This window comes from Streptomyces sp. TLI_185, from assembly GCF_003814765.1.
GTDB lineage: Bacteria > Actinomycetota > Actinomycetes > Streptomycetales > Streptomycetaceae > Streptomyces.
The window spans coordinates 3,502,572-3,521,045 of record NZ_RKRB01000001.1; the positions used below are offsets into that span (position 1 = coordinate 3,502,572).

The window sequence follows — 18,474 nt, forward strand, 5'->3', positions numbered from 1 at the left end:
GACATGGCCGAACTCGGCGCCCCGCCCCAGGTCAGTTCGCCTGAGCCGTGTGCTCGGACAACGGGCTCGCACGGTTGTGGGGGGATCCCCGCAGCAATGGGGCGGTCCTACCCGAGCAGGCTGTGCCGGCGGCGATGCCTCTCATCGGAGGGGCGGTCCGGCAAGACCGTCCCTGACGGGCCACCAGCCCACCACACTCCCGACGATGCCTCTGACCAGGTCAGACAGCGAAACGGTGCTGGAGTGCCAAGGGTCAGGCCGTGGTCAGCTCCGGTGGTACCGGCAGTGTCATGAGGCGGAGCAGTTCAGCGACTTTGGCGTCGAGTTGTGCTCCGACCTCGGCAATGCGGGGATCGCCGAAGCTGGCGAATTTGCTCGACGGTTGGTCGATGCTGAACTGCACGCGGCCGGAGGCGGTCTCGTAGATCGCGGTGCGCAGCGGGGCGTACAGGATGATGCCGGGGTCGTGCCGGAACATGGTTTCCGCGATGACGTTGTTTCCCATCATGTAGGTGACGGCGCGGTGTTGATGTCCCGAAAGCCGCATCACCGGCATCGGGTCCAGGGTCCAGAAGACGGCGAAGGAATGGGGTGTGCGGTCTGCGGTGTATGCCTGCACCCGTGCGAGGTCACCTGTTGCGATCACTTCGACGAGTTCGGCGAAATCGATGGCGGGTACCAGCGATTCGTAGCGCCGACGGACGTCATCGAAGGAGTCGTCGGTGTCGATGACAAGGCGGTTGACGAGGTGGGGGACGGCCTGAGTCATGGCACTTCCTCATGTCCTGACGGGGATGGGCGGCGGGTGCCGACAGCTGCCGGGTCAGGTCAGGCCGCGTCGAGCAGGATCCGCGCCATCTCGTCGGGACGCTCCAAGGCGGAGAAGTGTCCGGTACGGGGCACGGTGATGCGGTGGACGTCCGCCAGCGCGTTGGCCACGCGGTCTCGTTCGGCGGGCCGGGACCAGTCGTTCTCGCTGTAAACAAGGGTGACGGGTGCCGACACGCGCGGGTAGCGTTCGCGGGCCCGGTCGAATCCCTTGAGGCTGCGGAAGATCCCTCGGGACACCTTGTCGTAGCCCTTGCGGCGGCCGCTCCTCAGTAGCTCGGTGATGAAGTCCTCGGGCAGCTTGGTCTTGTCGACGTAGCCGCCCTGCAGAATTGCCCGAAAGACGGGCCGCGGCTCTTGGGTGGCGAAGAAGGGGCCCAGCACGGGCATCCGCACGCTGGAGATGATGACGCGGGCGATCCAGTTCCCCCGCTCCCCGCCCTGGGGGTAGTCGTAGCTGTTGAACGCCACGACCCGGCTGACCCGGTCCTTCAGGTCGATCGATGCCGACAGGGACAGGGCTCCCCCGAGCGATTCGCCCGACAGGGTGACGTCGTGAAGGTCCAGTCCGCTGACGAATTCGACTACCGCGGCCCGCAGCTGCGGCTCCTCGTACTGTGCGCCGGGGACGATGTCGGACCATCCCATCCCGGGCAGATCCAGCGCGTAGACCGTGTAGTGGTCCCACAACAGCGGGATCACCCGCTGGAAGTAGTCGAGCTGGCCGCGCACGGTGTGCATCAGAACGAGGGCGGGGCCGGTGCCCACGGTGTAGTAGCGCAGCCGCGAGCCGGCGGCCCGGGTGAAGAACCGCACCTCGCCGCGGCCGTTGCTCCAGGTTCTCGCGTACGTCGCGTCGGGAGACTCGTTGCGTTCCATGGTTCTGTCCTCTCCGGCGAGGAGAATGCCGCAATACTGGCATTCAACTTATTTCGCTGGTCTGTGAAGTTGATCAGGTGCAAAGAGGTGCGGTCGCCCGAAGTGTCCTGTCTCAGAGAGCGCCGCCTGCGCTCTGGAGTCGACGTCCTGGCCGACGTCTCCCCCGCTGCGCTCGATTCCGGTGTCCTTGGTCATGAGGGCTCCTGAGCCGGGTCGGAGACGGTGTCGGGCTCGATGTCAGGGTCGGTGGCGGTGAGGGGAAGCAGCACCTGGAAGCGGGTGTCGCCGGGTACGGACTCGACTTTCAGGTCACCGTGGTGCTTGTTGACGACGATCCGCCAGGAGATGTCGAGCCCCAGCCCCGTGCCCTCGCCCACCGGCTTGGTGGTGAAGAACGGGTCGAAGATCCGGCCCCGGATGTCCGGCGGCACTCCGGGTCCGGTGTCCTGGAACTCCACGAGCAGCCGGTCGTGCACCACAGCGGTGCGTACGGTCAACGTCCCTTCGCCGCCCGCGCTGTTGATGGCGAAGACGGCGTTGTCGATCAGGTTGGTCCACACCTGGTTCAGTTCGGCCGGATAGGCCGGAATCCTCGGCACCGAACGGTCGTACTCCTTCACGACCTTGACCTGGGGACCGATCTTGCCCGACAGCATCAGCAGCGTGCTGTCGAGGAGTTCGTGGACATCGGCGACCTGGTAGGGGGCGCGGTCCAGCTGCGAGTACTGCTTGGCGGCGTCGACGAGGTGCGAGATACGGGTGGTGGAGTCCTCGATCTCGGACATCAACAGCTCGGTCTCGACCGTGTAGTTGAGGCACTCGATGGCACTCTGCAGGATTTCCTGCTCGTCGACGGCCGTCGCGATCTGCTCCAGCCAGTCGACGTCGAGACCGCCCTGTACGAAGGTCGGCGCGATCTGCCAGCCGCTCTGGACACCGTGGTCGTCGAGCCAGTCGGCGAGTTCGTCCTCCCGGTCGGACGCTTCGAGCGGGCTCAGTGGCGGCGCCTTGGAGACCCGCTCGGCCGTACGCTCCTGGAGGTTGACCAGGGCCTTGAGGGCGTCGCCGTGGTAGGGGCCCGAGGCGATGACGCCGAGCTTGTTGCGCATGTGCGCGACCCGATCCCTGAGCGACGAGGTGGCCCGTACGGCCGCCGCGGCCGGGTTGTTGAGCTCATGGGTGAGACCCGCGGACAACGAGCCCAGCGCCAGCAGCCGTTCGCGCTGCCCGACGGCCCGCTGAAAGGTCTGCGAACCGAGGGCGAGCCCCTCCAGGAGATGGACCGCCATCGGAAACCACTCGTGCATGACGTTCGCGAACGATTCGGCGGGCAGGACGAAGAACCGCGTCGGCTCGGTCACCCGCACCGAGTTGATGTACCGCTGCGGTTTCCCTTCCCCGACGAACGCCATCACGGCCCCCGCGTACACCCCTGGCTGGGACGTGCGGCTCACCTCGATGTCGTCGCTGCCCACCCGGCGCGACATGACGAGCGTGCCCTCGATCATCACGTAGAAGTCGGCCGCCGGGTCACCTTCGGCGAACACCGACCCCGGGTCGAACAGTTCGACCCGGCCCGCGCTGCACAGCCTGTCAATCTGCTCGGCGCTGAGCTTCTCGAACAGAAACAGCGAACTGATCTCCGCCGCGCTGCACGGCATCAGCCGCCCGGTCACGACTGCTCCAGATACCGGTGTACGAGCATCACGGCCATGGCTCCCTCTCCGACGGCGGACGCGACCCGCTTGGCGGACTCCGCGCGCGCGTCCCCGGCGACGAACACGCCGGGGATGTTGGTCTCCAGGTGGTACGGCGGCCGGTCCAGCTCCCAGCCCACCGGCGGCCGCCCGTCGGCGGTCAGGTCGGGTCCGGCGAGGATGAACCCGCGCTCGTCCCGCGACACCGTGCCCTCCAGCCAGTCGGTCAGCGGGGCCGCGCCGATGAACACGAACAGCCACTGCGCGTCGACCAGTTCGGTCTGACCGCTCGTCGTGTCGCGCAACGTCAGCTGTTCCAGTTGGTTTTCGCCGTGCGCGGCCTCGACGACCGTGTGGGCCCGTACGAAGATGTTCGGCAACTCGGCGATCTGCTGGATCAGATAGTGCGACATCGACGCGGTGAGGTCCGCTCCGCGCACCAGCAGCGTCACCGACTTGGCGCCCCGCGACAGGTACATCGCCGCCTGCCCGGCCGAGTTGGCGCCGCCGACGATGTACACGTCGTGGCCCTGGCAGGCGGCGGCCTCGGTGAGCGCGGACCCGTAGAACACCCCGCGGCCCGACAACTCGTCGGCACCCGGCGCCTCCAGCTGCCGGTACGACACACCGGTCGCCAGGATCACGCTGTGCGCCGCGATCTGCGACCCGTCCGCGAACCGTACGAGCCGGGCCGCCCCGCTGCTCTCCAGACCGGTCACCTCCCGCGCGGAGAGGATCTCGGCGCCGAACTTCGTGGCCTGGCGTCGCGCCCGGTCGGTGAGCTGGCCGCCGGACACCCCGTCCGGGAAGCCCAGATAGTTCTCGATCCGTGAACTCTGCCCGGCCTGCCCGCCGGTCGCCGACCGCTCCACGAGCACCGTACGCAGGCCCTCCGAGGCCCCGTACACGGCCGCGCCGAGCCCGGCCGGGCCGCCGCCGATGACGACCAGGTCGTAGAAGTCGGCCGTGGGTGTCGTCGCCAGCCCCACGTGTGCGGCCAGGTCGGGCACCTCCGGCTCGACGAGCGCCGTACCGTCCGCCGTGATCACCACCGGCAGCCGCTGCCCGTCCTGCCCCGCGGCCGCCAGCAGCCGCTGCCCCTCAGGCTCGTCGGTGGAGTACCAGCGGTACGGCACCTGGTTGCGAGCCAGGAACTCCCGTACGTCCGAGGAACGAGCCGACCAGCGGTGCCCGACCACCTTGGTGCTCGGCATCGGCCGGAAGTCACTGCACCGCCACGCCTCGAGCAGGTCGTCGAGCACCGGGTAGAGCTTCTCCTCCGGCGGGTCCCACGGCTTGAGGAGGTAGTGGTCGAGGTCGACGACGTTGATCGCGTCGATCGCCGCGTTCGAGTCCGCGTACGCGGTCAGCAGCACGCGCCGGGCGCCCGGATAGACGTCCAGGGCCTGTTCCAGGAACTCGATGCCGTTCATCTGCGGCATCCGGTAGTCGGCCAGGATCACCGCGACCAGATCACCGCGCAGCTTCAGCTCCCGCAGCGCCTCCAGCGCGGACTCGCCGGACTCCGCGCGCACGATCCGGTACGAGGCGCCGTAGCGCCGCCGCAGGTCACGGGCGACGGCCCGGGACACCCCGGGATCGTCGTCCACGGTCATGATGACGGTCCGCGCAGCGTCCAGGAGTGGTCGGACGAGAGATGCTGGTGCCGGCTTCGGTGTCTCTGATTCGGACATGTGCGTCTCCTCGGGCGCCGCCCCGTACTGCCGGGTCAGCCGGCCAGTCGGTTGAGCTTGCGGATCTGTCTGTCGAAGGCGCGCGAGGGCACGATCCGGCGCAGGACGCTGACGCGTTTGGCCATCGAGCCGGCGGTGTACCGGAGCTTGGGCTTCGAATCGGTGGCGGCCGCGACGATCACCTTCGCGACAACGTCCGGGGCGTCGGCGTTGCGCACGGCTGTGGCCAGCACGTCTCGGGAGACCTCCCGCTGCGCGGCGTAGACCGGCAGGGGCGAGTCGGGTGCCATGCTGCTCGCCTCGAAACTCGTGCTGGTGTAGGCCGGCTCGACCAGCAGCATCCGGACGCCGTGCTCGCGCAGTTCGTGATCGACGGACTCGGAGTAGCCCTCGACCGCATGCTTGGTGGCCGCGTAGACGGCCATGAAGGGGGCCGGGATCAGACCGAGTACCGAGGAGACGTTGACCACGCGGCCACTGCCCTGGGCACGCATGAGGGGCAACACTGCGTTTGCCATCCGCATCACGCCGAAGACGTTGATATCGAAGACCTCCGTGGCCTGGTGGATCGAGCTCTCCTCGCCGGCGCCGACCGCGCCCACGCCCGCGTTGTTGACCAGGACGTCGATCCGGCCGAACCGATCGATCACCTCTCCGACGAGGGCGCGGACCGACTTGTCGCTTGCCACGTCGAGATCGAGGAACGTCACCCCGGCGAGCGGCTCGGCGTTCACCGCGTTGCGGCTCGTGCCGACCACCGCGAAGCCGGCGCCCACCAGGGCGAGCGCCGCCGCCCGCCCGATCCCGGAGGAGGCGCCCGTCACGAGGGCCACTCGGGGAACTGTCTGCATGGTGGTTCCTTCGGTTGTGGGCATGACTTCGCCGGGCGCTGTGCGGGGTCGCCCGCGCTGAGGCCGACATCGTCCGCACCGGTCCTGCAAGCCCGGACCAAGCCTGTCCGGCGAGCTCAGGACGGTTGTTTACTGAACAGTCCGAAACCTAGGCAGTTCTGTACTGAGTTGTCAAGAAGGGTGGGTCCGCTTTACGGTCTTTGTATGGCGAGACCACGAAGCTTTGACCGCGACCACGTCCTCCATGCCGCCGAGCGGCAGTTCCGCACCTCGGGCTACAACGGCACGAGCGTCGACGACATCAGCGCCGCCACCGGCCTGGGCCGCGGCAGCCTCTACGCCGCGTTCGACGGCAAGCACGGCGTGCTGCTGCAGGCGATGACCGGCTACTTCGCCCGGCTGGCGCAGGGTCCGCGCAAGATGCTCGCCGGACCGGACGAGGGCGCCCTGGAACGACTGCACCAGTACTTGCTCCGCGCCGTCCACGGGGTACCACTCGCCGCGGACGTACCCCCCGCCTCCGACCGGGCGGGGGCGGCCTGCTTCGCCGCCAAGATGGCCCTGGAGATCGGCGCCTCCGACCCCGAGGTGAAACGCCTGGCCAACGACTGCTTCTCCGTGGTCCGGGCGGCGGTGGCCGAATGCGTGCAAGCGGCGCAGCGCAACGGCGACATCGACCCCGACGCGGATCCCGACGACCTCGCGTACCTACTGCTGACGATCATCCGCGGGAGCGATGTCGTGGGCGCGTACGGCCACGGCCCCGACCGCCTGACCTCGATAGCGGAGAGCGCGTTCGCCTTGCTGCCTCGCCCGCGCCACACCTGAGAGGGGCACGGCCGGCCTCGTTGCACAGGCATCTGACCGTGAGCGTGGCTGCAGGCTCCTGACAAACGCACGGGTCGGTCGCGGGACGACCAGGGCGGGTGGCGGTGAGGCAGGTCCTCGGGCGATGGCTGGGCGCCCATCGGCCCGGGGGGCCACTACGCCCACCCTGAGGAGGCAACGTCTATCGACGTGCGGGCGACCACCGCCTCGAAGCGGGCGCGCGCTCCCAGCTTGCGCAGCGCGCTGCGCAGATACGACTTGACCGTCTCGGGCCGCAGCGAGAGCTTGCGACCGGCTTCGGCGTTGCTGCAGCCCAGTGCCACCTGCGCCAGGACGTCGCGTTCCCGGGGTGCCAGGGGCGGGCCCGGTACCGAGGCCGTGGCGGAGGTTGAGCCAGTCGGCTGGCCATGCCGAGCAGCCGGCCACGCAGAGCACCGTCGGGGACCTGCTGGACCATGCGCCGCAACTCGGCATGAACCTGCCGGAGTTCTTCGAGCGGCACTGCTCGCCGACGGCGCGGCGTACAGCAGGCGCAGGCGGCGGTCGACCTCGTCACGGATGACGGGCTCGGCGGCCAGTCGCCGGTAAGCGTCGGCGACCGCTTCGGCCGCCCGGTCCGCGAGCAGCGCCGGGTCGGCGCGACAGGTTCCGTAGAGCACCGCGCCGGAGACCGGTGGCCTTCTCCCATCGGTCTCCGACAAAGCCGTTTTCCCCACGAAGTCAGAGACGGTCAACGAGGACGTCGGCGGAGGAGGAGACACCGGCCCGGCCCGAGGGTCGGGAACGCGGAGAGTGGACGGGCTACCGGCGATCCACCGGCGCGGGGGCCCTCGCGAGGCTGCCCGGAACGGCCTCGAAACCCTCGGCCGTCTGCCAACGGCCTGTCACACCTGACGTACCCGAACTCCGGGAAGGTCGTCGAAGCGGGCTCGCTTGTCGTAGGTGACCACGGTACGCGCGGTGGTCAGCGCGGTGGCCGCGATGATCAGGTCGTGGGCACCTCGGGGCTGGCCAGCCCTGCGGACATGCGCGAGCAGCCGCGCGTGCGCGCGGGCCACCTCCACGGTGTACTCCTCGACCGGGATGGTGGCGAGGACGGTGTCGACGAAGGACTGGCGGGCAACCCGATTAGTGTCGTCCGCCAGTTCCACCCCCTGGAGCAGTTCCGCCGCTGTGATGGCGGCGATCGCCGGATCGTCGTCGTCGGCCAGCGCCTGATCGAGGGAGACCTGCCGGCGCTCGATCGCGATCAGCACGCCGGTGTCCAGGATCAGTCGCTCCACGGATCGTCCAGCGTCAGCAGATCACGGGTGGCCGTCACGTCGTCCTCGAAGGCGTCATCAAGGGTGCCGACATGACGCAGGAGAGCGTCCTTCACCGCCCGTCCCGTGGCCTTGGGCGCGGGAGTCAGCACGGCCAGACGCTTGCCTCCACGGGTGATCACAATGGTTTCCCCGCGTTCCGCACTGTCCAGCACGGAAGCGAAGTTCCGTGATGCTTCGGTAGCGGTCATCGTCTTCATGACCTGATTTTCTCAGAGAATCTGATACCCGACAAGACGCGTTTTCGCCCCACTCACCGCATCCCCCGCTACGGCATCACCGCAGGGCACTGCAGCAGCCCTTCAGGGGCCAGCACAAGGGAGGCGAAGGGGTTTCTCCTCCCGACCCACGCTGCGACACCCCTGCGCGGTGACCGCCTTCCGGGCCGCCCATGTCCTCACCCGTCACCTCGAGACCTCCCTCGCTGACCGGGTGCCCCACTGCACTGAACGGCCATGATCATGGGACTCGTCGGCTGCCTCGCCGTCTCACAGCGGCGCACGCACCCCGGCATGAGACAAGGGCGCGCTGGGCCGTTTTCCCCGCAATCACCTGAGCCAACGCACGGCACTTGCGATTCCTCGTGTCCAGCCAGCGTCCAGAATCGGGCGTCCAACCCCTGGAAAACGTCGGCCATGGAGGCGCGCTCAACGCCCAAGCCATCACATCAGCACAGGTCAGAGCGATTCGAACTGACGCCCCCAACCACAGACTTGAAGTCACGAGCAGCGGATTCAGCCCCGGGACCCAAAGTCCCGAATCCGCAACCCTGATGAGACGTTTCCGCAGGGCACAGACCTGCAAGGTGGGGCGGGTGGGACTCGAACCCACGGCCGACGGATTATGAGTCCGCTGCTCTAACCGGCTGAGCTACCGCCCCATAGCGGCGTGTCGCGCACATTTGTACGCGCCGTCTGCCGCAGCATAGCCGCTCATACGATCTCCTGCTTCGGATGGTCGACTTCGCACGCCCATGGAGACTGCACCGCCGCCTGCGCGGTTCCCGCCCACATGAAAAAGGACCCCAAGGGGGTCCTCTTCTTGTGCTCCCCCGACTGGACTCGAACCAGTAACCTGCCGGTTAACAGCCGGCTGCTCTGCCAATTGAGCTACGGAGGACCGAGCTCCCCCGACTGGACTCGAACCAGTAACCTGCCGGTTAACAGCCGGCTGCTCTGCCAATTGAGCTACGGAGGAATGCCTCGTTGCATCGAACGTGCCTTCCTGGGTATTCGCCAGGGGGCGGGCGCTCGCTGCGACACATACATTAGCGCAAGCAGGGGGGTGCTCCGCCAATCGGTACTCCCCCAGGACGGAAGGGTGGCTCCGCCATGCGCTACAAGCTCACGTTCGTCGTCGGACTGGCTCTGGGTTACGTCCTCGGCACACGTGCCGGTCGCGAGCGCTACGAGCAGCTGAAGAAGTCCGCGCGTCAGGTCGCGGAGAACCCGGCCGTCCGCAACACCGCGGAGTCGGCCGCACAGCAGAGCCGCGAGTTCGCCGGCAAGGCGTACCACGCGGTGAGCGACAAGGTCGGGGACCACGTTCCCGCCTCGGTGGCCCAGCGGGTCCGCTCCCTGCGGGAGCGCAACACCAACGGCGCAGCGGAGGACGACTGGGGCACGAGCAACTCGTAGCAGCTCACCTGCCACGACGCGCCCGCCCCCGGTGAAGCGCACACACCCCTGCGGCGCGGGGCCCATAGAATTTTCGCCATGGGGATAGTCGCCGGGTTGGACAGTGCACCCGATTTCACTCGCATCGTCGTCTGTGACACGGACACGGGCACCGTGCTCAGGCAGGGGTATGCCCCGCATCCGGTGGACGGCGACCGGCCCGCCGACGTCGACCCGCAGGCCTGGCTGCTGTCCCTCGGCGAAGCGGCCGGCGGCGGGCTCCTCGAAGGCGTGCAGGCCATCGGCGTGTCGGCGCAGCAGAACGCGGTCGTGCCACTGGACGCACAGGGCGGCACCGTGCGCCCGGCGATGGTCGGCGGCGACAAGCGTGCGCAGGTCGCGGCGGCCGATCTGATCGACGCGCTCGGCGGGCGGGAGGCCTGGGCGCAGGCGGTGGGCTGTGTGCCGCAGGCCGCGCAGCCGGTGACCAAGCTGCGGTGGCTCGCCAAGAACGAACCCGATGCCGCCCTGCGCACCGCGATGCTGATGCAGGCCCACGACTGGCTGGTGTGGCAGCTGCTGGGCAGACCGGTCAGGAGGACCACCGACCGGGGCGGCGCCTCCGGCACCGGCTACTGGTCGGCGGCGACCGGCAGCTACCGTTCCGATCTCGTCGAGCTGGCGCTCGGCCACCAGGCGATGCTGCCGGAGGTGATCGGGCCGGCGGACGCCGCCGGTACGACCCCCGAGGGGCTGCTGATCTCCGCCGGGACCGGGGAGACCATGTCCGCCGCCTTCGGGCTGGGCATCGGGCTCGGTGACGCAGTGGTGTCGCTCGGTGCGTCCGGGTCCGTCATGGCCGTACACCCCGAGGCACTCGTCGACAGCACCGGGATGATCACGTCGCTGGCAGACGCGACGGGCATGCATCTGCCGGTCGTCACCACGCTGAACGCCGTACGGACCCTGCGCGGGACCGCCGAGCTGCTCGGGCTGCCCGATCTGGAGAGCCTGTCCGAGCTGGCGATGAAGTCGACTCCGGGCGCCCACGGGCTCGTACTCCTGCCCTATCTGGAGGGTGAGCGGACGCCGAACCTGCCGCACACGGCCGGGTCACTGGCGGGGCTGCGGCGGGAGTCGATGAAGGCCGAGCATCTGGCGCGGGCCGCGTTCGAGGGCATGCTCTGCGGGCTCGCGGACGCGCTGGACGTGCTGCGCGGACGGGGTGTCGAGGTGCGGCGGATCTTCCTGCTGGGGGCGGCCGCCGAGCTGCCCGCCGTGCAGGCGGCGGCGCCCATGCTCTTCGGGGCGCAGGTCGTCGTGCCGCAGCCCGCGGACTATGCGGCGATCGGTGCCGCCCGGCAGGCCGCCTGGGCGCTCGGGGTCTCGCAGGGCCAGCTCGATCCGCGCAACCCGCCGGTCTGGCAGGGCGCGACCGGACACGTACTGGAACCGGGCGACGAGCTGGCGGTGGGCCAGGCGGTACGGCAGCAGTTCGTTTCGGTCCGGGAACAGACACACCCCGGCGCTTTCCGCCCATAAGGCGGTAAGGAGCACTGCTGTCGGCTTAATCGGTTGAGGTAACACGGGTGGAGTGTCCGACGATAGGAGCCTGGGGCATCAAGCCCGCCCCGCCGCCGACTCCGAGAGACGTAGCGTGCTCATACGACTTCTGCGGACCTACCTCAGGCCCTACAAGAAACCCATAGTCCTGCTGGTGCTGCTGCAGTTCCTGCAGACCTGCGCCACCCTCTACCTGCCCACGCTGAACGCGCACATCATCGACAACGGCGTCGTGAAGGGTGACACCGGCTACATCCTCTCCTTCGGCGCCCTGATGATCGGCATCTCGCTGGCGCAGGTCGTGTGCAACACGGGTGCCGTGTACTACGGCGCCAAGACCGCGTCCGCGGTCGGCCGGGACGTCCGGGCGGCAGTGTTCGACCGGGTGCAGTCCTTCTCGGCGCGGGAGGTCGGGCACTTCGGGGCGCCCTCGCTGATCACCCGTACGACCAACGACGTACAGCAGGTCCAGATGCTGGCCCTGATGACGTTCACGCTGATGGTGTCGGCGCCGATCATGTGCGTGGGCGGGATCGTGCTGGCGCTGGGCCTGGACGTGCCGCTGTCCGGGGTGCTGGTCGCCGTGGTGCCGACGCTGGGCATCTGCGTGACGCTGATCGTACGGCGGCTGCGGCCGCTGTTCCGGGCCATGCAGGTGCGGCTCGACACGGTGAACCGGGTGCTGCGCGAGCAGATCACCGGCAACCGTGTGATCCGGGCGTTCGTGCGGGACGACTACGAGAAGGATCGTTTCCGTAAGGCGAACACCGATCTCACCGAGATGCAGTTGGCCACCGGCAACATGCTCGCGCTGATGTTCCCGATCGTGATGACGGTGGTGAACCTGTCGTCGATCGCGGTGGTGTGGTTCGGCGCGCATCGCATCGACAGCGGTGGGATGGCGATCGGTGACCTGACCGCGTTCCTCGCCTATCTGATGCAGATCGTCATGTCCGTGATGATGGCCACCTTCATGTTCATGATGGTGCCGCGTGCGGAGGTGTGCGCCGAGCGGATCGAGGAGGTCCTCGGGACCTCGTCGAGCGTGGTGCCGCCCGTCGCGCCGGTCACGGAGCTGCGCCGGCACGGGCATCTGGAGATCCGGGGTGCCGGGTTCCGCTATCCGGGCGCCGAGGAGCCCGTGCTCAAGGGCATCGACATGGTGGCGCGGCCCGGCGAGGTGACCGCCGTCATCGGCTCGACCGGCAGCGGCAAGTCCACGCTGCTCGGGCTGGTCCCGCGGCTGTTCGACGCGACCGACGGCGAGGTGCTCGTCGACGGCACGGACGTCGCGACGCTCGACCCGAAGCTGCTCGCCAGGACGGTCGGCCTGGTGCCCCAGAAGCCGTACCTGTTCGCGGGGACGGTCGCGACCAATCTGCGCTACGGCAATCCGGACGCCACGGACGAGGAGCTGTGGCACGCGCTGGACGTGGCGCAGGCCAAGGACTTCGTCGAGCAGCTGGAGAACGGCCTCGACTCCCCCATCGCGCAGGGCGGCACCAACGTCTCGGGGGGTCAGCGGCAGCGGCTCGCGATCGCGCGGACGCTGGTGCAACGCCCCGAGATCTACCTCTTCGACGACTCCTTCTCCGCCCTGGACTACGCGACCGACGCGGCGCTGCGGGCGGCGCTCGCGCAGGAGACCGCGGAGGCGACCGTCGTGATCGTCGCCCAGCGGGTGGCGACCATCCGGGACGCGGACCGGATCGTCGTACTCGACGAAGGACGTGTCGTCGGGACCGGCCGCCATCACGAGCTGATGGCGGACAACGAGACCTACCGGGAGATCGTGCTCTCCCAGCTGACGGAAGCGGAGGCTGCCTGATGGCCGGGCCGATGGCGCGGATGATGGGCCAGGGCGGCGGTCCCGACAGCCGTTCGATGGACTTCAAGGGGTCGGGCAAACGCCTGATCTCCCAGTTCAAGCCGGAACGGCTGACGATCTGCGTGCTGCTGCTCTGCGTGGTCGTGAGCGTCGGTCTGAACGTGGTCGGGCCGAAGATCCTCGGCAAGGCCACCGACCTGGTGTTCGCCGGCATCATCGGGCGTCAGATGCCGTCCGGGGCCACGAAGGACGAGGTCCTCGCGTCCATGCGGGAGCGGGGGCAGGGCCAGGTCGCCGACATGCTCCGCAGCACCGACTTCACCCCGGGCAAGGGCATCGACTTCGGCGCGGTGGGCGACGTACTGCTGCTCGCGCTGGGCACGTTCTTCGTCGCCGGTCTGCTGATGGCGGTGGCGACACGGCTGGTGAACCGGGCCGTGAACCGGACCATGTACCGGCTGCGCGAGGACGTGCAGGCGAAGCTGTCGCGGCTGCCGCTGTCGTACTTCGACAAGCGGCAGCGCGGTGAGGTGCTGTCCCGGGCGACCAACGACATCGACAACATCGGGCAGACGCTGCAGCAGTCGATGGGCCAGCTCATCAACTCGGTGCTGACGATCATCGGTGTGCTGGCGATGATGTTCTGGGTGTCGTGGCTGCTCGCGCTGGTGGCGCTGGTGACCGTGCCGTTGTCGTTCGTGGTCGCCACGCGCGTCGGCAAGCGGTCGCAGCCGCACTTCGTGCAGCAGTGGCGCTCCACCGGCAAGCTCAACGCCCACATCGAGGAGATGTACACCGGCCACACGCTGGTGAAGGTGTTCGGGCGGCAGGAGGAGTCGGCGAAGCAGTTCGCCGAGCAGAACGACGCGCTGTACGAGGCCGGGTTCAGGGCGCAGTTCAACAGCGGGGTCATGCAGCCGCTGATGATGTTCGTGTCGAACCTCAACTATGTGCTGGTGGCGGTGGTCGGCGGTCTGCGGGTCGCGTCCGGTGCGCTGTCGATCGGTGACGTGCAGGCCTTCATCCAGTACTCGCGGCAGTTCTCGATGCCGCTGACGCAGGTCGCGTCGATGGCGAACCTGGTGCAGTCGGGCGTCGCCTCGGCGGAGCGGATCTTCGAACTCCTGGACGCGGAGGAGCAGGAGGCGGATCCGGTGCGCGGCGAGCGGCCCGAGGAGCTGCGGGGGCGGGTGGAGCTGGAGAGCATCTCCTTCCGCTACGACCCCGAGAAGCCGCTGATCGAGGACCTGTCCCTGAAGGCGGAACCCGGGCACACGGTCGCGATCGTCGGACCGACGGGAGCGGGAAAGACCACGCTGGTCAACCTGCTCATGCGGTTCTACGAGGTCTCCGGCGGGCGGATCACTCTCGACGGCGTCGACATCGCGACGATGTCCCGGGACGAACTGCGGGCCGGGATCGGCATGGTGCTGCAGGACACCTGGCTGTTCGGCGGCACGATCGCGGAGAACATCGCGTACGGGGCGTCCCGGGACGTCACCCGGGGCGAGATCGAGGAGGCGGCGCGGGCCGCACACGCCGACCGGTTCGTGCGGACGCTGCCCGACGGGTACGACACCGTGATCGACGACGAGGGCACGGGGGTCAGCGCCGGAGAGAAGCAGCTCATCACCATCGCGCGGGCGTTCCTGTCCGACCCGACGATTCTCGTGCTGGACGAGGCGACCTCGTCGGTGGACACCCGGACCGAGGTGCTGATCCAGAAGGCGATGGCGAAGCTGGCGGACGGGCGTACGTCGTTCGTGATCGCGCACCGGCTGTCGACGATCCGGGACGCGGACACGATTCTGGTGATGGAGAACGGGGCGATCGTGGAGCAGGGCGCGCATGCGGAGCTGCTGGCCGCGGACGGGGCTTATGCGCGGTTGTACAAGGCGCAGTTCGCGCAGGCGGTGGCTGAGGTGGACTGAGCGGGTGACCGGCGCTGGGGCCTGGGGACGGGTGGGTGTGCTTGCCCGCGCTTGCGGGGTGGCGCTCTCTTTGGGACGGGCGCCACCCCAGGCGGCACGCATGCCCGCAGGCCACGCGCCCCGGGCGTCAGTCCAGATAGCCCCTCAGTTGGTCCGCGAAGGCGTGGTCCCTCAGCTTGTTCAGGGTCTTCGACTCGATCTGGCGGATGCGTTCCCGGGTCACGCCGAAGATGCGGCCTATCTCCTCCAGCGTGCGGGGGCGGCCGTCCGCCAGGCCGTAGCGGAGCTGGACCACCTTGCGCTCGCGCTCGCCGAGCGTCGACAGCACCGCCTCGAGGTGTTCGCGCAAGAGCAGGAACGCCGCCGACTCCACCGGCGAGGTGGCGTCGCCGTCCTCGATGAGGTCGCCGAGGGCCACGTCGTCCTCCTCGCCCACCGGGGCGTGCAGGGAGACGGGTTCCTGGGCCAGGCGGAGGACCTCGCTGACCCGCTCGGGGGGCAGGTCGAGGTGGTCGGCGACCTCTTCCGGTGTGGGCTCGTAGCCGCGTTCCTGCAGCATGCGGCGCTGGACGCGGACGACCCGGTTGATCAGCTCGACGACGTGGACCGGGACCCGTATGGTCCGGGCCTGGTCGGCGAGGGCCCGGGACATGGCCTGGCGGATCCACCAGGTCGCGTACGTCGAGAACTTGTACCCGCGGGCGTAGTCGAACTTCTCAACTGCCCTGATCAGGCCCAGGTTTCCCTCCTGGACCAGGTCGAGCATGGTCAGCCCGCGGCCGACGTACCTTTTGGCCACGGACACCACGAGCCGCAGATTCGCCTCGATGAGGCGGCGCTTGGCCATTCGGCCCATCACGACGAGGCGGTCCAGGTCGAGGGCGAGCTGGCTGTCCAGGTCGGGCGCGGTGCTGAGCCTCTCCTCGGCGAACAGGCCTGCCTCGACGCGGCGGGCGAGTTCGACCTCCTCGGCCGCGGTCAGCAGGGGGATACGGCCGATCTCGCGCAGGTACTGGCGGAACAGGTCCGAGGACGGGGCTCCGGTGTCTGCGGCGCGGGCACGCGGCGGTTCCACGGGCTCGGGGTCCTCCGCGGCGTCCAGCGCCTCTGCGGGCGGTTCGGCCGGCTCGGGCGGGCCCTCCGGGTCCGCCTCGGGGTGGTGCGCGACACGGGTCTGCGGGGGGACCGCGACGAGAACGTCGGTCGCGGCGTCCGGCTCCGTGCCGTCCGTGCTGTTGTCGGTCTGTGCGAGGGTCTGGGTCTGCACGGGGGCGACCTCCAGGATGATCGCTGCTGAGGTGTGCGGCAGCGCTGCTTCGGGAGCGGAGTCGACGGCCTCGCCGCTGTCCGTCCCGTACGCGATGAGCGGAACCGCGGGGTTGTGCGACCCGTGTGGGACGGGTCGGCCGCGCTCCGAGGACTCAGGCACCGGACCCAGTGTGGAGTACGACACATCGCCGCCACGAGGGGCGTGCGGTGACTTTTTGCAATCGGGCCGTGACCGCGCGGTTACCGCGCCGTACGAATGTGCTCAGAGAGCAGCAGGGCCCTGCACCTTCAGTGCCTGGTCGTACTGTTGGAGCACCCAGAGTTCGTTCTTCACCGCAGCCAACTGAGCTGGGTCGCCGCCTGCTTCCAAGCGCCTGACGGTGATCTGGATGTCGCGGACGCGGCGCTCCACGGCCCGGCGGCGGACGGTCACGAGCTGCTCGCCCGCGTAGTTCTCGTCGACCGTGCGGCGCATGATCGCCTCGACGGCCAGCTCCGTGACCATCGCGCGGACCGTGTCGTCCGGGGCGGCCTCGCGGACGCGGACGAGGTAGTCCTGCGCGTCCTGTACCCCGTACTCCGCGCCGCCCGCCTCCATGATCGCCTGGCGTACGGCGGCGTAGGGCGCGGCGGTGAACTCGTCGATGCCGTAGGCGTCGAAGGCCGGGGAGACCAACTCGGGGCGCTGCAGGGCGAGTTTGAGGAGTTCGCGTTCGGTGGCGTAGACGGGGTTGCGGAGGTTGAGGGCCGGGCCGGACGGGCCCGAGGAGCGGGGCGCGGCCTCGTACGACTGGGGGCCGCGCGCCGGGGCGGGGCCCTTGCCGCCGCGGTCGCGGGCCCAACGAGCCAGCTGGGCCACCCGCTTGACCACGAACTGGGTGTCGAGGATGCCGAGCATGCCGGCGAGCTGGACGGCGACCTCGTGCTGGGCGCCGCTGTTCTTGATGCGGGCGACGATGGGGGCCGCCTCGTCCAGGGCGGCGGCCCGGCCCGCCGGGGTGTCGAGGTCGTAGCGGACGACGATCTGGCGGAGAGCGAACTCGAAGAGTGGCGTACGGGGTTCGACCAGGTCCGCGACCGCCTCGTCGCCCTTCGCCAGGCGCAGTTCGCAGGGGTCCATGCCGTCCGGGGCGATGGCGATGTACGTCTCGGCGGCGAACTTCTGGTCGTCCTCGAAGGCACGCAGGGCCGCCTTCTGGCCGGCCGCGTCGCCGTCGAAGGTGAAGATCACACGGGCCGAGCCGTTGTCCATCAGCAGCCGACGGAGGATCTTGATGTGGTCGCCGCCGAAGGCCGTGCCGCAGGTCGCGATCGCGGTCGTGACGCCGGCCAGGTGGCAGGCCATCACGTCGGTGTAGCCCTCGACGACGACCGCGCGACTGGCCTTGGCGATGTCCTTCTTCGCCAGGTCGATGCCGTACAGGACCTGGGACTTCTTGTAGATCGGCGTGTCGGGGGTGTTGAGGTACTTGGGGCCGTTGTCCGCCTCGTACAGCTTGCGGGCGCCGAAGCCGACGACGTCTCCGCCGATGTCGCGGATCGGCCACATCAGGCGGCCGCGGAAGCGGTCGATGGGGCCGCGGCGGCCCTCCTGAGAGAGGCCGGAGAGCAGGAGCTCCTTGTCGGTGAAGCCCTTGCCGCGGAGGTAACGGGTGAGGTGGTCCCAGCCCTGGGGGCTGTAGCCGACGGAGAAGTGCTCGGCGGCGGACTGGTCGAAGCCGCGCTCGGCGAGGAACTTGCGGCCGGTGTCGGCCTCCGGGCCGGTCGCGAGCTGTTCGGCGTACCACTGCGCGGCGATCTTGTGGGCCTCGACCAGACGGATGCGCTCGCCGCGCTGGTGGGTGGGGTTGTAGCCGCCCTCCTCGTAGCGGAGGGTGATGCCGGCCTGGCCGGCCAGGCGCTCGACCGCCTCGGAGAAGGAGAGGTGGTCGACCTTCATCACGAATGTGATGGTGTCGCCGCCCTCCTGGCAGCCGAAGCAGTGGAAGAGTCCCTTGCTCGGGCTGACCTGGAAGGACGGCGACTTCTCGTCATGGAACGGACAGAGGCCCTTGAGGTTGCCCCCGCCCGCGTTGCGCAGCTGGAGGTACTCGGACACCACGGCGTCGATCGGGACCGCGTCCCGTACCGCCTTCACGTCCTCGTCGTTGATCCGTCCTGCCACGCGT

General features: G+C 69.1%; 15 protein-coding genes and 3 tRNA genes. 5 read left to right on the top strand and 13 right to left on the bottom strand.

Annotated features, from left to right (window positions below):
• Window positions 1-253: 253 nt before the first annotated feature.
• From EDD92_RS15985 to EDD92_RS16005, 5 genes are all read right to left on the bottom strand, one after another.
• Entirely contained in the window at window positions 254-769 is a 516-nt protein-coding gene (locus EDD92_RS15985; RefSeq protein ID WP_099937407.1) for a DUF302 domain-containing protein, read from the bottom strand.
• A 59-nt stretch (window positions 770-828) separates the two neighbouring features.
• Window positions 829-1,707, bottom strand: coding sequence for an alpha/beta fold hydrolase (locus EDD92_RS15990; RefSeq protein ID WP_123964943.1), 879 nt, complete (start codon window positions 1,705-1,707; stop codon window positions 829-831).
• A 191-nt stretch (window positions 1,708-1,898) separates the two neighbouring features.
• Window positions 1,899-3,368 carry an ATP-binding protein gene (locus EDD92_RS15995; protein WP_185124415.1) on the bottom strand — a complete coding sequence of 490 codons (1,470 nt, stop codon included), beginning with the start codon at window positions 3,366-3,368 and terminating at the stop codon, window positions 1,899-1,901.
• An 11-nt stretch (window positions 3,369-3,379) separates the two neighbouring features.
• Window positions 3,380-5,098 carry an FAD-dependent oxidoreductase gene (locus tag EDD92_RS16000; RefSeq protein ID WP_399183022.1) on the bottom strand — a complete coding sequence of 573 codons (1,719 nt, stop codon included), beginning with the start codon at window positions 5,096-5,098 and terminating at the stop codon, window positions 3,380-3,382.
• 35 nt (window positions 5,099-5,133) lie between these two features.
• Window positions 5,134-5,949, bottom strand: a complete 816-nt coding sequence (locus tag EDD92_RS16005) for an oxidoreductase (protein ID WP_079662471.1) — start codon at window positions 5,947-5,949, stop codon at window positions 5,134-5,136.
• A gap of 204 nt (window positions 5,950-6,153) precedes the next feature.
• Here EDD92_RS16005 and EDD92_RS16010 point away from each other — a divergent pair, with 204 nt between their 5' ends.
• A complete protein-coding gene (locus EDD92_RS16010) occupies window positions 6,154-6,777 on the top strand; it encodes a TetR/AcrR family transcriptional regulator (protein ID WP_185124031.1) in 624 nt (207 codons plus the stop codon).
• Window positions 6,778-6,932: 155 nt separating this feature from the next.
• Here EDD92_RS16010 and EDD92_RS51125 read toward each other — a convergent pair whose 3' ends face one another.
• The 6 genes from EDD92_RS51125 to EDD92_RS16040 all read right to left on the bottom strand — a co-directional run bounded on the left by EDD92_RS51125 (window position 6,933) and on the right by EDD92_RS16040 (window position 9,296).
• Window positions 6,933-7,538, bottom strand: a complete 606-nt coding sequence (locus EDD92_RS51125) for a helix-turn-helix transcriptional regulator (protein ID WP_311736767.1) — start codon at window positions 7,536-7,538, stop codon at window positions 6,933-6,935.
• A 123-nt stretch (window positions 7,539-7,661) separates the two neighbouring features.
• A complete protein-coding gene (locus EDD92_RS16020) occupies window positions 7,662-8,060 on the bottom strand; it encodes a PIN domain-containing protein (RefSeq protein WP_123964946.1) in 399 nt (132 codons plus the stop codon).
• The gene (locus tag EDD92_RS16025; protein ID WP_123964947.1) at window positions 8,048-8,299 is read right to left on the bottom strand and encodes a type II toxin-antitoxin system Phd/YefM family antitoxin; all 252 of its coding nucleotides are present in this window, start codon (window positions 8,297-8,299) and stop codon (window positions 8,048-8,050) included. Before EDD92_RS16025 ends, EDD92_RS16020 begins: the two co-directional genes overlap by 13 nt.
• A gap of 606 nt (window positions 8,300-8,905) precedes the next feature.
• Window positions 8,906-8,979 (bottom strand) — tRNA-Ile (locus tag EDD92_RS16030).
• A gap of 166 nt (window positions 8,980-9,145) precedes the next feature.
• A tRNA-Asn gene (locus EDD92_RS16035) sits at window positions 9,146-9,218 on the bottom strand.
• 5 nt (window positions 9,219-9,223) lie between these two features.
• Window positions 9,224-9,296 (bottom strand) — tRNA-Asn (locus EDD92_RS16040).
• Window positions 9,297-9,430: 134 nt separating this feature from the next.
• Here EDD92_RS16040 and EDD92_RS16045 point away from each other — a divergent pair.
• The 4 genes from EDD92_RS16045 to EDD92_RS16060 all read left to right on the top strand — a co-directional run bounded on the left by EDD92_RS16045 (window position 9,431) and on the right by EDD92_RS16060 (window position 15,037).
• Window positions 9,431-9,736, top strand: a complete 306-nt coding sequence (locus tag EDD92_RS16045) for a hypothetical protein (RefSeq protein ID WP_030933809.1) — start codon at window positions 9,431-9,433, stop codon at window positions 9,734-9,736.
• A 78-nt stretch (window positions 9,737-9,814) separates the two neighbouring features.
• Entirely contained in the window at window positions 9,815-11,257 is a 1,443-nt protein-coding gene (locus EDD92_RS16050) for an FGGY family carbohydrate kinase (RefSeq protein WP_123964948.1), read from the top strand.
• 115 nt (window positions 11,258-11,372) lie between these two features.
• A complete protein-coding gene (locus EDD92_RS16055) occupies window positions 11,373-13,106 on the top strand; it encodes an ABC transporter ATP-binding protein (RefSeq protein WP_123964949.1) in 1,734 nt (577 codons plus the stop codon).
• Entirely contained in the window at window positions 13,106-15,037 is a 1,932-nt protein-coding gene (locus tag EDD92_RS16060) for an ABC transporter ATP-binding protein (protein WP_123964950.1), read from the top strand. Before EDD92_RS16055 ends, EDD92_RS16060 begins: the two co-directional genes overlap by 1 nt.
• A gap of 127 nt (window positions 15,038-15,164) precedes the next feature.
• Here the strand turns inward: EDD92_RS16060 and EDD92_RS16065 are convergent, their stop codons facing one another.
• Window positions 15,165-16,466 carry an RNA polymerase sigma factor gene (locus EDD92_RS16065; protein WP_123964951.1) on the bottom strand — a complete coding sequence of 434 codons (1,302 nt, stop codon included), beginning with the start codon at window positions 16,464-16,466 and terminating at the stop codon, window positions 15,165-15,167.
• Between the two features lie 102 nt (window positions 16,467-16,568).
• Complete coding sequence (dnaG, locus tag EDD92_RS16070) at window positions 16,569-18,470, bottom strand: DNA primase (protein WP_123964952.1); 1,902 nt, start codon at window positions 18,468-18,470, stop codon at window positions 16,569-16,571.
• Window positions 18,471-18,474: the final 4 nt, after the last annotated feature.

Bases quoted from the DNA above. Each gene is read 5' to 3' on its own strand.
- EDD92_RS15985 (WP_099937407.1), bottom strand. From the start codon at position 769: ATGACTCAGGCCGTCCCCCACCTCGTCAACCGCCTTGTCATCGACACC.
- EDD92_RS15990 (WP_123964943.1), bottom strand. From the start codon at position 1,707: ATGGAACGCAACGAGTCTCCCGACGCGACGTACGCGAGAACCTGGAGC.
- EDD92_RS15995 (WP_185124415.1), bottom strand. From the start codon at position 3,368: ATGCCGTGCAGCGCGGCGGAGATCAGTTCGCTGTTTCTGTTCGAGAAG.
- EDD92_RS16000 (WP_399183022.1), bottom strand. From the start codon at position 5,098: ATGTCCGAATCAGAGACACCGAAGCCGGCACCAGCATCTCTCGTCCGA.
- EDD92_RS16005 (WP_079662471.1), bottom strand. From the start codon at position 5,949: ATGCAGACAGTTCCCCGAGTGGCCCTCGTGACGGGCGCCTCCTCCGGG.
- EDD92_RS16010 (WP_185124031.1), top strand. From the start codon at position 6,154: ATGGCGAGACCACGAAGCTTTGACCGCGACCACGTCCTCCATGCCGCC.
- EDD92_RS16025 (WP_123964947.1), bottom strand. From the start codon at position 8,299: ATGAAGACGATGACCGCTACCGAAGCATCACGGAACTTCGCTTCCGTG.
- EDD92_RS16045 (WP_030933809.1), top strand. From the start codon at position 9,431: ATGCGCTACAAGCTCACGTTCGTCGTCGGACTGGCTCTGGGTTACGTC.
- EDD92_RS16050 (WP_123964948.1), top strand. From the start codon at position 9,815: ATGGGGATAGTCGCCGGGTTGGACAGTGCACCCGATTTCACTCGCATC.
- EDD92_RS16060 (WP_123964950.1), top strand. From the start codon at position 13,106: ATGGCCGGGCCGATGGCGCGGATGATGGGCCAGGGCGGCGGTCCCGAC.